Raw genomic sequence first — 12,701 nt, forward strand, 5'->3', positions numbered from 1 at the left:
CCGAAGCCAGGCTGCCACAGCAAGCGGGAGCGGTTAGCCCGAAGGGGTTACCCACATGCCTTTCCGCAGCACACGGGACAGCTTCAGATCCTGGTCAAGCACCACGACGTCCGCCGGCATCCCGGGACGCAGGTCCCCGGCCTGCGCCGAGAGCCCCAGCACGGACGCGGGAACAGCCGACGCCGAGGTTACGGCGTCGCGCAGGGAAACACCCGCTGCGACAGTAGCCCGGACAACCTCCAGCAGCGTGCAGGTTCCACCCGCAATGGCACCAGTGGCGTCCATCCGCGCCACGCCTTCGTCCACCGTGACGGAAAGGGAGCCCAGCCGATATTGGCCGTCGTCCAAGCCCGTTGCAGCTATCGAGTCGGTGACGAGGGCGATATTGTCCGCACCAACGAGATCAAAGACCAGCTTCACAGTTTCAGGCGCCACGTGCACGCCGTCGGCTATCAGCTCCACCACCGCCTCTCCCGCCCGTGCCGCGCTGAGGCTGGCCGCGACTGGTCCCGGAGAGCGATGGTGCAGTGGAGGCATGGCGTTGAACAGGTGGGTGACCGTCGGCCGGCGCGGTCCCGGGGGATTCCCGGCAGCGGCCAAACCGCCCGCTGCGCGCTTAAGGAAAGCCGCCGCCGTCGGATGATCCGCAGCCGTGTGTCCCAAGGACGGGATGATGCCGCGCGCCGCGAGAAGATCCACAAGTTCGAACGCTCCGGGGAGCTCGGCTGCCAGGGTCATGGAGACGAGCGACTCCCCGGCAGCACCAAGAAATCCGGACAGCAGACCCGGATCGGGATCCAACAGCAGTGCAATGTTATGGGCACCGCACTGCTCCGTCGAGAGGAACGGACCTTCGAGATGCGAACCGGCAATAAGCTCCTCACCCGCCAGCCTCCGAAGAACTTCAAGGTTGCGGACGAGGTGGCCGGGCTGCCCCGTGACGACGCTGGCCAGAAGCGTAGTGGTGCCGCGGCTGTGAAGGTAGCGGGCGGCATGGCGGGCACCGTCAGGGCTGCCTTCCGAGAAGTCAGCACCGTGTGCGCCATGGCAGTGCAGGTCGACCAGGCCGGGCAGGAGAAACCCCGGGGCCTCAGCCTGATCCGGAAGAACCCCGGAAAATTCCGACGCCGGCCCAGCGAAGGTGACTACACCGCCGTCGACCGCTACAACACCGCCCGGCACATCCAGGGTCGCCGACAAAATGTGCCCGCGGAGGATGAGCTCACTGTTCACGGTCCACTCGCCTCCCGCCACGGATTATTCCACAGGGGATGAACGCAAAGCCCGGATGTCAGCCCACCAGTTCGGAGCCGGCGGGCACGGCCTGGCGAGCGGCCTTGGCGCGCAGGGCAAGCATCAGCGCGGCACCCAGCAGCGCGGGCGCCGCAAACGCCATGGCAGCCACCGGAACCCCGCCGCCAAAGCCCACCAGCATTGCGCCGTAAGCAGGTCCGGCGATGGCCCCTAGCCGTCCCACGGCCAGAGCCCAGCCCAGACCCGTGGCGCGGGTAGCCGAAGGGTAGAACTGCGCGATGTAGTCGTTGATCATGTTCTGCGTCCCTAGACCGCCGAAGCCCGCTACGGCGGCTAGCAGCGTCATGAGCACTGCCGGCGGGTTGCCGGACATCAGCAGCAGGGCGGCTGCCGCGCTGACGAAGCCCACGATGACCAGGGGACGCGGCCCGAACTTCTGGCTGGCGAAGGACGCCAGGACCGTCCCCACGACGGCCCCCATGGAGTAGGCGAGCAGGAAGGACACCGAGGATCCCACCCCAAAACCAGCCGTGCGCATGATCTGCGGCAGCCAGGTGCTCACGCCGAAGATGGTCAGCAGGCTCAGCACGGTGATGGCCCACAGCAGGAGAGTGGTCCGGGCCGTTCCTGCGGCGAAGAGGGCCCGCGTCGGGGATACGCGCGCGGTCGACGACGGCGCCTCTGCCGTTCTAGCAAGGCCATACGCTGCTTCGAGGGCATCCGCCTCAGCAGCGCGGAGACGTATGCGGAGGAACGAGGGTGACTCGGGCAGCATGAACCACGCCAGTGGAACCAGCAGGAGGCCTGCCGCGCCGATGGCGTAGACCGGCCGGAAGCCGGCGGATTCCAGCAGCGAGAGCGAACTTAGCGATGCCGCCACAGTTCCTACGGCTGGGCCCGTCAGCACCGCGCCCAGCACCAGGGACTTCCTTCCGGGCGGGGCGAACTCGTTGGTGAGGGCCACCGCCGTCGGAAGCAAACCGCCCACGCCGAAGCAGGCAACGAAGCGGAATGCCGCAAACATCTCCCAGCTCGGTGCCGCCGAGCACGCCAGCATGGCCACCGAAAAGAGGCCCAGTGCACCCACGAAGATGCGGCGACGACCGAACCGGTCCGTCAGGGTGCCGACAATGAGGGAACCGAGCAACATCCCAACCAGTGCAATGGAACCCACGGCGCCTGCCGCCGCTGGTGTCACGTTGAACGGGGGGTGTCCGATCAGTCCAGGCAGGGTGGCTCCGTAGACGTAGAGGTCATAACCATCAGCGAGCAGGCCAAGCCAGCACAGTACGAAGATGACGGACAGGGATTTTCGGGGGGCATTGGAGTTCATCGTTGATTCCAATCGGTAAGGACGCCAGGCAATTTCTGGCGGGTCGACCTTCAGACTGCCGGTAGGCACAGGCATCAGGAATCGTGCTTTTCACTGAGTGAAACCATGCTTTGTGTTACAGCCCACAAAAGCCAGGCTGGAGGAAGAAGGAACCAGACGTTGGGAGGCGACTTGGCGGGAGCAGGAGGTGCTGCCGGGGGACATTCGGACCTCCCGGGCCAACCGGTGGTGGTACGCGCTCTCAGACTGCTGGGCCAGTTCAGCGAACAGCGCCGCGCCTTGAATCTGTCGGAACTGGCCCGCCTGTCAGGGCTGGCCCCCGCAACGGCACTCCGGCTAGTGAGGCATTTGACGGAGTGGGGTGCACTGGAACGTATGGAGGACGGCCGGTACGTTGTAGGAGTACGCCTGTGGGAGATCGCCTCGCTTTCGCCCCGCGGCCATGGGGTGCGGCAGATTGCCCTGCCTTACCTTGAGGACCTGTATGAAGTTACCCGGCACCACGTACTGCTCTCTGTGCGGGAAGGGAAAGAAGCGGTCCTGATCGATAGGCTTTCGTCCCGTACCGCAACTGAGGTGGCCTACCGCGTAGGTGGCCGCATGCCGTTGCGGACCACCGCCGTCGGGCAGGTGCTTCTGGCATACTCGGCCACTGAACTGCAGCATGAGTTGCTGGCCGAGCTCGACGATCCAGGGTCAGGGTCAGGCTGTATTGCGGGCGCTGGGCTACGTGCTGTCCTGGCAAACGTCAAGCACTCGGGGGTCGCGGTGGTGCGCAGGAACAACCCTTCCCGCACCGTCTCCGTCGCCGCCCCCATCCACGGAGCCGACGGCGGCGTGGTGGCTGCGCTGTCCATCGTGGTTCCGGACGAAGCTACACCGGCGCATGAGCTGGTGCCATTGGTCAGGGCCGCGGCGCGCGCCATCTCGCGGAACCTCGGGCACCAAGCCAAGGCCAGCGGTGCGTGGCGGCCAGCGCAGCAGCAGGAGCCTCGGCGCCAGTTCGGGTGATTGCCCCCAGGCGCCAGGCAAACTTCCCTCGCGCCGTTATTTCACTCGTCTCATGGGAACCTCTAGAGTGAAAGTACTAAGCATGCTGCCTATTTTGGAGGGTGAACCTGATGCGAAAAGTTTCTGCGCTTGGAGTTGTCGCTGCGGCGATGCTGGCCTTGGCCGGCTGCTCGGGAGGGGGCGGCGGTACTGCCAGCCCGTCCGGTTCCGCGACGGCCTCCGCTTCCGCCAGCCAGACGGCGGAGGCCAAGGTGTATTCGGAGGACCAACTCCGCGACCTCATCTCTGGCATGAAGGACGCCGACGGCAACGAGCTCAAGCTGTACTCCAAGGAGCAGGTTGACCAGGGCGGAAATATCGCCAACCTGCTCATGAGCACGGCAACTGTCGACCCCAAGGACTGCAAGGACATTGCCACCGCCGGCCTGCTGGACAAGGTGGAAAACGGTGACGTAGCCGTGGCGCTTTCCGAGGGCAACCAGCCGCGCAGCCTGTCTGCCCAGTCCGGCAGTGACGGCCCTGACGCCGTAAAGACCCTGACCGACATCAGCGGCAAGATGGACCAGTGCGCCAAGTTCTCGGTCTCCGCCCTGGGGCAGAAGTACGACGTGTCCAGCGAGGAACTGAACGCCGATACCGACGCGGATAAGACGTTCGCCACCATCAGCACCCGCAGCGGTGACAACCAGCAGAAGCTGATGCAGGTGTCCGCTGCACAGGGCCGCCTGCTGGTGGTTGCCACCAAGAGCGGCACCGACCTGGGCGACCAGGACCAGAAGGAACTTGAGGGCCTGATCAACGACGTGTTGAAGAAGGCCGAGGGCGGGGGAGCAACGTCCAGCGCCACCTCCACCAGCTCGTCCGGCTCGGGAGGCATGTCCTCGCCGAGCAGCTCGGCTTCGCCTACTCCCTCGTCTACCTCTTCGGCGACCATGTCATCGGGCAGCGGCGCCTCGTCGTCGGCCTCGCCGACCGCCTCTCGGTAGCCTGCAGCCACTGAAAGAGGGCGGGCCGGGACTGCACAGTCCCGGCCCGCTTTCTCTGTGGCCAGCCGTCAATCCGTCCGTGCTGAGGCCAGCCGGGAGTTCATCTCAGCCGCAACCTCAGCAGCCGGGGCGCACGCGTCTATCCGTAAAAAACCCGCGTACTCCGGCAGTTCCCGGTACCCCTTGTGGAAAGCGGCCAGATCCTCGAGGTTCTCTGAATCCGTTCCCCTGGCAATGATGCGACGGTGCGCTTCCGCGGGGTCCAGGTCCAGGTGGATGATGGCGTCCGGTTGCGGCAACCGGTCCATCAGCCAGGGGAGGAAGCGGCCGCGGGGCAGTCCTTTTGCATGCCGCAGTGCCAGCTGGCAGTGCAGGTGACGGTCCATGACCACCAGACCGTCGAACCGGCTGGCACGCAGGTGCGAGACCAGCACGTTGACCACCCGGAGGAGGGTTTCAACGGCGTCTGCCACCCTGTCGGGCAGCCGCACTCCCAAGCTGGCAGCCGCCAGGGACATGACCCGCCGGCCCGCGTGGTTGCTCACCACCACGGCCCGTCCGCCCCGGGCACGTACCGACGCAACCAAGGCGCGGGCCGCCGTCGACTTTCCCGATCCATCAATGCCCGTCAGCACAATAATCATCCGGCCTCCTCCCGCCGCTCCGTTTAACGCCGGGGGCGGGCGCAATGTCCCGGATGGGACGGGACTCACAGCCCGCAAACAGGATGCGGGCGTGCGGGAAGGAAGGCCAACAGCAAAGCGGCCCGCCAGCACATGCTGACGGGCCGGCCGCTTGAAGTACTGCCCAGGATTACATGATGCCGGTGGGAACCAGCAGTGCCCAGGCCAGGGCCGGGGCCACCAGGACCACGCCGCCTGCGTAGAACATCAGCTGCTTGTAGACCCGCTGCCGGTCGTCCTCGCGGGCGTTGGCCACCACCAGGGCGCCGTCGGTGGAGAAGGGGGAGACGTCGACGACGGTGGCTGCGATGGCCAGGGCGGCAACAGTTCCGGAGGCGCTGAGCGAGCTCGTGGCCAGGAGGGGGCCGGCCAGCGGGATGAACGCTGTGAGCAGGGCCGTGGAGGAAGCGAAGGCCGAACCGACGCCGATCACGTAGCAGAGGACCAGGGCGATCAGCAGCGGGGCGCCCAGGGCCAGGGCCTGCTCGGCGAGGGTGTCGATGACGCCCACGTGCTCCAGCAGGGAGACGTAGGTGATCATGCCCGCCACCAGGAGGACGGTGGACCAGGAAATCCCGCCGATGAAGGTCTTGTGCTCCTTAATGTTGATGAACGCAAGCAGCAGTCCGGCCGAGAGGGCCACGAAGCCGATGGGCAGGTGGAAGCCGAGGGTGGCCACCAGCATCACGGCGATCAGGACCAGGGTCAGGATCTGCTGGCCGTGCGGGCGTCCGGTGGCGGAGGTATCGATGTCCACGTGCTGGCCCGCAGCGCCGTCGCGCAGCTTGCCGATCAGGCCGAACAGGACGATGGTGAGCACCGAGAGGATGAGGTTCAGGGCGAAGCTGGCAACGAACAGGCCGCCCTGGGAAATGGGGAATTCGTTCTTCAGGGCGATGTCATGCACCAGCACGCCGGCAACGGACAGCGGGGAGAATCCACCGGCATGGGCCCCGTTGATGATGAATGCGCCCATGACCACGGGGTGGATCCGGGATTCGTAGGCGAATCCGATGGCTGCGGGAGCGAGCAGTGCGATGGCAGCAGGCGAGAACGTGCCCAGTGAGGTCAGTGCGGCGGCGATCAGGAAGAACACCCACGGCAGCAGCAGGGTCTTTCCGCGGACCATCCGTACGCAGCCCTTGACGATGATGTCGATGGTGCCGTTCCGCTGCGCCATGCTGAAGAAGTAGGTGACGCCGATGATGGTGAGGACGATGCTGGCCGGGAAGTCCGCCAGGATCTGCTTGTCCGACATCCCCAGCATGAAATAGCCAACGCCGAATGAGGCCACCAGCCCCATCACACCGATGTTCAGCGGCCATTTGGTGGCCACGACGAACATCACCACGAGGATCACCAGCGGGATGATCTGGACAGCGGTCATGGCAGGCTCCGGGTTCGTGGCGGCCGCCTGGTTGAACATGCCCCCGAACACGAGGGCGAGCACTCCCAGGATGGCCACGCCGGCCACCGTCCACAGCAGGATACGACGCCGGGACGAAGTGCGCGCGCGGCGCTCCTTCGGCGTTTCCTGTGCGGGTGCTTCGCTGCGCTGCGCATCTTTGGTCAGTGAATCTTGGGTCAGGACAGTCTTGGCCATGGTGGTCTCCTCAGAGGGTAGCGCCCGCGAGGGAGGCAGCGGCGGCGCTGCCGGAAACCTCGGGGAGATGGATGATGGTGGTAGCGAGGGTGCGGGCCGTGCGGTCGACGCCGACCAGCAGGCTTCCGTCGTGTTCCTCGCTCCACGTCTCGATGACGCCGGCAGGGGTGCGCAGGCGCAGGGTGGCGCCCGCGGAGCCGCCGGTGATGGCGTGAAGGACAGTTCCCGGCGTCCGGGCGGCCAGGGTGAGGGCGATGCTTCCGGTGATGGCCAGCGCGGGGTGCGGCTGGCCCATCGAAAGCATCATGACGTTCAGGTCGCACCCGGGCTCCGTGGCAGTGGAACGTCCGACGACGGCGAGCTTGGGAATGGCGCGGGCCGCACCGGCAGTGGTGGCCGCCAGTCCCATCCGCACCGCCGCCTGCCGGCGGATCTGCTCCAGGACGCCGAGCTGTTGCTCAACGCCGGTCTGCCAGCTCTCGTAGCGGGCCAGGTCCAGGCCCAGTTCAGCGGCCTGCACCATCACCACGGGCGCTCCGGCATCCACCATCGAGACGGTCCAGCGGGTTCCGCCGGCCGTGACTACGTCCGTTGCCGCGCCGGTGGGCAGCAGTGCCCCGGTGGTTTTCCCGGCCGGGTCCAGGAAGCCCAGCCCCACTTGGTAGCCCGGGAACGGTACGCCCGGCATGTGCGCCGCAGGGACCTCCGGGAGCTCCCCGGACGGAGTGGCTACCCGCTGGACGATGACCTGTCCGGTGTTGGTGTTTCGGGTAACCACGCGGGTCACGTCGCCCTGGGGAAGGACCCAACCTTTCTCGATGGCATACAGGCCCACCACAGCCGAGCAGTTTCCGCAGTTGCTGCCCCAGTCCACGATGGCTTCTTCAATGCCTACCTGGGCGAAGGTGAACTCGATGTCCACCCCGTCCCCAGCGGGGCGGTGCAGGATTACTGCCTTGCTGGTGGTGGAGGTTGCACCGCCCACGCCGTCGATCTGCCGTGAATCCGGGCTTCCGAACAACCGCGGCAGCAGTACATCCAAGCCGGCGCCGCCTTCCTGGAGGTGCTCGGCTTCAAACACCCAGCACTTGCTGGTGCCGCCGCGCATCCATTCCGCTTCAAACCTCATTGTTCCCACATCTCCTTGTGCCTGTTTTCCGTTTCGGCGCCTGAATCGAGAATGAGCCGGATCACAGATGAAGACAATGTTCAATAGTCGTAGAGGTATGTAGCATTGCTTCAATCACTGGTGTCAGTGGGATGGAGAAGCCGTGCGTCGTTCATCGGATAGCGGAAAAGTCCCCCGGAAAGCGGGACCGGAGGACGCCCCTTCAGGCCTTGAACCGAAAACAGAGAAGGATTAAGAGATGCTTCACGGTGAAGACGACTTTTTATTCGACGTCCGTCGGCTCTCCTTGCTGTTGGAGGTGGTGGAGCAGGGATCCATCACGGCCGCGGCCGAGCTCAAGATGTACAGTCCGTCGGCTGTGTCCCAACAGCTCCGAAAGTTGGAGCAGGAAGTAGGGCAGCCGCTGCTGAACCGCCGTTCCCGCGGCGTGGTCCCTACAGAAGCAGGCCAAATGCTGGCGGGCCACGCCAGGAAAATTGTCAGGCAGATGCAGGCGGCCCAATCCGACCTGAACCAACTCGCAGGGCTCAACAGGGGATCGCTGACGGTGGGGACGTTTCCCACGCTGGCAGGGTCTTTCCTGCCCATCGTCATCCGGGCCTTCAAGAAGCGCTATCCGGCCATCGGGCTGTCGCTGCGCAGTGCCCGCTTCGACGAACTCGTGGGGGACCTTGAATCGGGGGTTACCGGCCTGTGCCTCCTCTGGGACTACCCTTGGAATCCCTTCCATGACGATGCCATTCGGGTGACTGAGGTGTTCCGGGAAAGCACTGTGGTCCTGGTGGCCCGGGGCCACCGGCTGGCCGACAGGGAACAGGTCAGCATGGAGGACCTGCGCAATGAATCGTGGATCGTACGTGCGGAGGCGCATCCTGTCGTGGAGGTGCTGCAGCGGTCCGCCCACGACGCTGGCTTCGAACCCGCCATCGCCTTCCAGGCCAACGACTACCAGGAGGCGCAGGCCATGGTCAGTGTGGGCATGGGGGTGGCAATGGTCCCCAAGACTGCTGTGGCGCTCCAGCATCCCGATGTGCGGGTACTGAGCCTGGGTGAGGCCGCCCCGCTTCGCCGCGTCTTGCTGGCGCAGCGCCAGGACAAGGTCTACGCCCCGGCGGAAGTGGCCTTCCACTCCACGCTGCTGGAAATCGCCAGGGAACGGGCCTCCGACTACCTCTAGACCGTAGGCTGGAGGCGGGCAGGGTTTCCCCGGCCGAACACGTCGGTTCCGTAACAGGAACAGGCAATTCCCAGGTGAAAGGCAGGACCATGACCGTTTCCAGCGACGATCCCCAGAACACCGCAGACCTCCGCGGTCCGGGCGACCCGGACGAGGCCAGGCAGGAAGTCACAAAGGCGCCCCAGTCCGGCCAGCACCCGGAGCAGCCCGGCGCGGCGAATATCCGGGAAGAACAGCAGGCCCACGCTGCCGGCACCGTCCCGGCGTCGTACGTCGGAGGCGAAGAAGCAGCCCGGGAGCACAAACCGGAAGAAGCGCTGACGGAGCCGGGCAGCTGGGACGACGAAGTCTAAGGATGATCAGCCACACCGACATCGACCAGGCGGCACGCCGGACGGCTGGCCTTCTCCGCAGGACGCCTGTAATGCAGGCGGACTCCGGGGCATCCAACGCCCAGGTTTGGTTCAAGTGCGAGTTCATGCAGCACACTGGCACGTTCAAGGCCCGCGGCGCCCTCAACCGGATCCTGGCCAGCAAGGAGCGCGGGGAGCTGCGCGCCGACGTGGGCATCGTGGTGGCCTCCGGCGGAAATGCGGGCCTGGCCAATGCCTATGCCGCGAAGCAGCTGGGAGTGCCGGCCACTGTCTTCGTTCCTGAAACCGCGCCGGCCGTCAAGGTGGCCAAGCTGAAGGCGATCGGCGCCACGGTGGTCCAAGGCGGTGCGGAGTACGCGGCCGCCTACCAGGCTGCCGTGGCTTGCGCAGAGGAAACCGGCGCTGTCTACTGCCACGCGTATGACCAGCCCGAGATCGCCGCCGGCGCCGGAACGGTTGGCTCGGAGCTGCTGGAACAGGTGCCGGACGTCGACACCATCCTGGTGGCGGTGGGTGGCGGCGGGCTGATGGCGGGAGTAGCTGCCGCCGTCGAAGGATCAGCGAAAGTGGTGGCCGTGGAACCCGGGACCGCGCCAACCCTGCACGCTGCCCTGGCAGCGGGTGAGCCGGTGGATGTGGCGGTATCCGGGGTGGCAGCTGATTCCCTGGGTGCCCGCCGCGCAGGCGACATCGGCTTCTCTGTCGCGGTCCGCCGCGGCGTCGTCAGCGTCCTGGTAGCGGACGCGGACATCATCCAAGCACGTTCCGCGCTGTGGAACGACTACCGGATCGTGGTGGAGCACGGCGCCGCAGCCGCCTACGCGGCGCTGATGTCCGGTGCATATGTGCCGGCGGAGGATGAACGCGTGGCCGTCATCCTGTGCGGTGCCAACACCGACCCGGCCACGCTGTGACGACGAAGCCCGGGCGCCGAACAGGACGCCCGGGCTGGATCAACCGGCTATTGGCCGCCGGCCTGGCCACAGAACTTGCTGTACGTGCTGCCGGCTTCCTGGTAGCCCGACTGCAGATCAGCCAGCTTGTCCTTGTCCGGGTTCTCCTTGGCCTGTTCGTCCGTGTACGCCAGGATCGACGCGAGGGCGGGCTTGAGGTCGTCCGAGGCGACGGCGTGGATGGGGCGGATCTGGTTTGCGAGGTTGTTCATGCCCGTCTTGCCGGCGTTGTTGGCGGGGTTCGACACAACGGCCTGGATCCGCTCGCAGGTCTCAGCGGTGGTCAGTTGGTGTGTGGCGGTGCAGGCCGTAGCGGAAGCAACGAGGCCGGCGGCAAACAGGGCTGTGGCGAATTTCTTCATGGGTCCCTCGGTAGTGGTCAGAGGCTTCGATTGTAAGCAGATTGGGTAGCCCGATGCCTTCGCGCGACCTCCGGCTTCGCTTAAAATGGCAGCACCAATCGTGCGGAGCCTCCGCAGATGGGCCCCGCGCGCATCAACCAGACTAAGGAACCAGCATGCGCCGAACAGTACGCCGCCCTGCCGCCGCGGGACTTGTCGCCCTGCTTTCACTGCTCCTCCCCACAGCCCTTCCGGCGTCGGCCGCGCCCCCTTCAGGGGAGATAGTGCTCGACGGCGCCACCTCCGCCGAGGGCATTGCGGCCGGGGAGGGCAACACTTTCTATGCAGGGGAACTCACCACCGGCGATATTTTCCGCGGCGATATCCGTAGCAGGACCGCCACCCGCTTCATTGACGCACCGGCAGGACGCGCGGCAGCGGGGATGAAGGTCGACACCTGTCATGACCTGCTGTTCGTCGCGGGCGCCGACACAGGGAAGGCATTCGTCTACAACACCGACACCGGGGCACAGGTTGCCGATGTTGACCTGGCCAAGGGATTCATCAACGACGTCACCCTGACCAGCGAGGGCGCGTGGTTTACCAACTCAGCCGCGGCGGAACTTTATTTCCTGCCGGTGGGAGGGGACGGCGAACTGGGCACGGTGAAGACCCTGAAACTGAGTGGCCCGGCAGCGGACCTCACGCCCGGCTTCAATCTCAACGGCATCGCCTCAGCCCGGGATGGCGACGTGCTGATCGTGGCGCACACGGCCGACAGCGCGCTGTACACCGTTGACCCTGGAACAGGCGAAAGCGCAGCCATCGAGGGCATCAGCGTCCCGTTCGTTGACGGAATCCTGGTGCAAGGCGACAACGTCTGGGCGGTCCAGAACCAACTGAACCAGATAGCACGCATCGACCTGTCCGACGACCTGCGGTCCGGCGGGATAAGGCACACCCTTAAGAGCGACGCGTTCAACGTTCCCACCACCGTGGCCTTGTTCGAAGACACGCTCGCCGCCGTCAACGCCCAGTTCAACCAGCCGCCCAGCCCGTTCGAAGTGGTGCTTCTTCCCGCTTGGAAGTAGAGCCAAAGGCGCAACTGGCCGGCAGTGGAAACTGCCAGCCAGTTGGGGCACGGCGGTTCAGATGGTGCGCGGCGCCTTGGCCAGGTTGTCCTTCAGCTGGGCCGCGGTCTGCCGCTTCACGTACGCCGGGCGGTCCCGCTCCACGCGCCAGCTCTCGGAGAGCGGGCCCACGTTGACGGTGTCGAATCCGAACTCGTCGTAGAGGCGGGTCACCAGTTCGGCAGCTTCAGGGTAGTCGCTGGCGGTGGCCAGGGCCCGCCTGTCTTCACTGCCGGCGGGCGACCCGTCAGTGGTGATGTCCTTGGCCATGATGTGGTTGAAGCCCTTGGCCACCTTTGACTGCGGCAGGTGCTCCTGCAGCAGTCCGGAGGTGGTGGCCTCGCCGTTGTCCAGGGCGGGGATTCTGCCGTCCCGCTCCCAGTAGTAGTTGTTCGTGTCAATCACAACCTTGCCGGCCAACGGCTCAACCGGGACGTCTTTGTAGCTTTTCAGGGGCACGGTCACCACGGCGAACTCCCCCGCGGCTGCCGCTTCAGCTGAAGTGGCCGCCCGGGCCTTCGGGCCAAGCTCAGCCACCAGGTCCTGGAGGGTCGCCGGCCCGCGGGAGTTGCTGATGACCACGTCGTAGCCCAGGTCCACGGCCTTCCGCGCAACCTGGCTGCCAATATGTCCTGCACCGATGATTCCGATTGTTGTCATAGTGGCGGCAACACCCGCCCCTGCACAGATATTTCAGCCGGTTCCGGGGAATAAAAGCGCTGGTCCG

At 65.8% G+C, this 12,701-nt stretch carries 13 protein-coding genes; 6 read left to right on the forward strand and 7 right to left on the reverse strand.

The features are described 5' to 3' along the window. Positions 1-33: 33 nt before the first annotated feature. Both ACR65J_RS06530 and ACR65J_RS06535 read right to left on the reverse strand, forming a co-directional pair. Positions 34-1,233: an N-acetylglucosamine-6-phosphate deacetylase gene (locus ACR65J_RS06530; RefSeq protein ID WP_440167157.1), complete on the reverse strand. Its 1,200-nt coding sequence runs from the start codon at positions 1,231-1,233 to the stop codon at positions 34-36. Between the two features lie 58 nt (positions 1,234-1,291). Then, positions 1,292-2,587 carry an MFS transporter gene (locus ACR65J_RS06535; protein WP_440167158.1) on the reverse strand — a complete coding sequence of 432 codons (1,296 nt, stop codon included), beginning with the start codon at positions 2,585-2,587 and terminating at the stop codon, positions 1,292-1,294. Between the two features lie 159 nt (positions 2,588-2,746). On the opposite strand from ACR65J_RS06535, the gene ACR65J_RS06540 reads away from it, so the two are divergent. Next, the gene (locus ACR65J_RS06540) at positions 2,747-3,598 is read left to right on the forward strand and encodes an IclR family transcriptional regulator (RefSeq protein WP_440167160.1); all 852 of its coding nucleotides are present in this window, start codon (positions 2,747-2,749) and stop codon (positions 3,596-3,598) included. A 110-nt stretch (positions 3,599-3,708) separates the two neighbouring features. Further along, entirely contained in the window at positions 3,709-4,584 is an 876-nt protein-coding gene (locus ACR65J_RS06545) for a hypothetical protein (protein WP_440167162.1), read from the forward strand. Between the two features lie 68 nt (positions 4,585-4,652). On the opposite strand, the gene ACR65J_RS06550 is transcribed toward ACR65J_RS06545, so the two are convergent. The 3 genes from ACR65J_RS06550 to ACR65J_RS06560 all read right to left on the reverse strand — a co-directional run bounded on the left by ACR65J_RS06550 (position 4,653) and on the right by ACR65J_RS06560 (position 7,999). Then, positions 4,653-5,228 carry an AAA family ATPase gene (locus ACR65J_RS06550; protein WP_440167164.1) on the reverse strand — a complete coding sequence of 192 codons (576 nt, stop codon included), beginning with the start codon at positions 5,226-5,228 and terminating at the stop codon, positions 4,653-4,655. Between the two features lie 169 nt (positions 5,229-5,397). Continuing rightward, positions 5,398-6,870, reverse strand: coding sequence for an SLC13 family permease (locus ACR65J_RS06555; RefSeq protein WP_440167165.1), 1,473 nt, complete (start codon positions 6,868-6,870; stop codon positions 5,398-5,400). A 10-nt stretch (positions 6,871-6,880) separates the two neighbouring features. Further along, complete coding sequence (locus tag ACR65J_RS06560) at positions 6,881-7,999, reverse strand: PrpF domain-containing protein (protein ID WP_440167166.1); 1,119 nt, start codon at positions 7,997-7,999, stop codon at positions 6,881-6,883. A 238-nt stretch (positions 8,000-8,237) separates the two neighbouring features. On the opposite strand from ACR65J_RS06560, the gene ACR65J_RS06565 reads away from it, so the two are divergent. The 3 genes from ACR65J_RS06565 to ACR65J_RS06575 all read left to right on the forward strand — a co-directional run bounded on the left by ACR65J_RS06565 (position 8,238) and on the right by ACR65J_RS06575 (position 10,464). Continuing rightward, positions 8,238-9,176 (forward strand): LysR family transcriptional regulator, encoded by a 939-nt coding sequence (locus ACR65J_RS06565; RefSeq protein ID WP_440167167.1) that lies wholly within the window; start codon positions 8,238-8,240, stop codon positions 9,174-9,176. A gap of 89 nt (positions 9,177-9,265) precedes the next feature. Further along, complete coding sequence (locus ACR65J_RS06570) at positions 9,266-9,529, forward strand: hypothetical protein (RefSeq protein WP_440167168.1); 264 nt, start codon at positions 9,266-9,268, stop codon at positions 9,527-9,529. A 2-nt stretch (positions 9,530-9,531) separates the two neighbouring features. Next, on the forward strand, positions 9,532-10,464 hold the full coding sequence (locus tag ACR65J_RS06575; RefSeq protein WP_440167170.1) for a threonine/serine dehydratase: 933 nt from the start codon (positions 9,532-9,534) through the stop codon (positions 10,462-10,464). A 47-nt stretch (positions 10,465-10,511) separates the two neighbouring features. Here ACR65J_RS06575 and ACR65J_RS06580 read toward each other — a convergent pair whose 3' ends face one another. Further along, positions 10,512-10,865 carry a hypothetical protein gene (locus ACR65J_RS06580; protein WP_324643235.1) on the reverse strand — a complete coding sequence of 118 codons (354 nt, stop codon included), beginning with the start codon at positions 10,863-10,865 and terminating at the stop codon, positions 10,512-10,514. Positions 10,866-11,020: 155 nt separating this feature from the next. On the opposite strand from ACR65J_RS06580, the gene ACR65J_RS06585 reads away from it, so the two are divergent. Next, on the forward strand, positions 11,021-11,935 hold the full coding sequence (locus ACR65J_RS06585) for an NHL repeat-containing protein (protein ID WP_440167171.1): 915 nt from the start codon (positions 11,021-11,023) through the stop codon (positions 11,933-11,935). Positions 11,936-11,992: 57 nt separating this feature from the next. On the opposite strand, the gene ACR65J_RS06590 is transcribed toward ACR65J_RS06585, so the two are convergent. Next, the gene (locus tag ACR65J_RS06590) at positions 11,993-12,634 is read right to left on the reverse strand and encodes an NADPH-dependent F420 reductase (protein ID WP_440167173.1); all 642 of its coding nucleotides are present in this window, start codon (positions 12,632-12,634) and stop codon (positions 11,993-11,995) included. Between the last annotated feature and the right edge of the window lie 67 nt (positions 12,635-12,701).

This window comes from Arthrobacter sp. SAFR-044 (genome assembly GCF_059414985.1).

Coding starts and splice junctions, on each gene's coding strand:
- ACR65J_RS06535 (WP_440167158.1), bottom strand. CDS start 2,587: ATGAACTCCAATGCCCCCCGAAAATCCCTGTCCGTCATCTTCGTACTG.
- ACR65J_RS06545 (WP_440167162.1), top strand. CDS start 3,709: ATGCGAAAAGTTTCTGCGCTTGGAGTTGTCGCTGCGGCGATGCTGGCC.
- ACR65J_RS06550 (WP_440167164.1), bottom strand. CDS start 5,228: ATGATTATTGTGCTGACGGGCATTGATGGATCGGGAAAGTCGACGGCG.
- ACR65J_RS06555 (WP_440167165.1), bottom strand. CDS start 6,870: ATGGCCAAGACTGTCCTGACCCAAGATTCACTGACCAAAGATGCGCAG.
- ACR65J_RS06560 (WP_440167166.1), bottom strand. CDS start 7,999: ATGAGGTTTGAAGCGGAATGGATGCGCGGCGGCACCAGCAAGTGCTGG.
- ACR65J_RS06565 (WP_440167167.1), top strand. CDS start 8,238: ATGCTTCACGGTGAAGACGACTTTTTATTCGACGTCCGTCGGCTCTCC.
- ACR65J_RS06570 (WP_440167168.1), top strand. CDS start 9,266: ATGACCGTTTCCAGCGACGATCCCCAGAACACCGCAGACCTCCGCGGT.
- ACR65J_RS06575 (WP_440167170.1), top strand. CDS start 9,532: ATGATCAGCCACACCGACATCGACCAGGCGGCACGCCGGACGGCTGGC.
- ACR65J_RS06580 (WP_324643235.1), bottom strand. CDS start 10,865: ATGAAGAAATTCGCCACAGCCCTGTTTGCCGCCGGCCTCGTTGCTTCC.
- ACR65J_RS06585 (WP_440167171.1), top strand. CDS start 11,021: ATGCGCCGAACAGTACGCCGCCCTGCCGCCGCGGGACTTGTCGCCCTG.
- ACR65J_RS06590 (WP_440167173.1), bottom strand. CDS start 12,634: ATGACAACAATCGGAATCATCGGTGCAGGACATATTGGCAGCCAGGTT.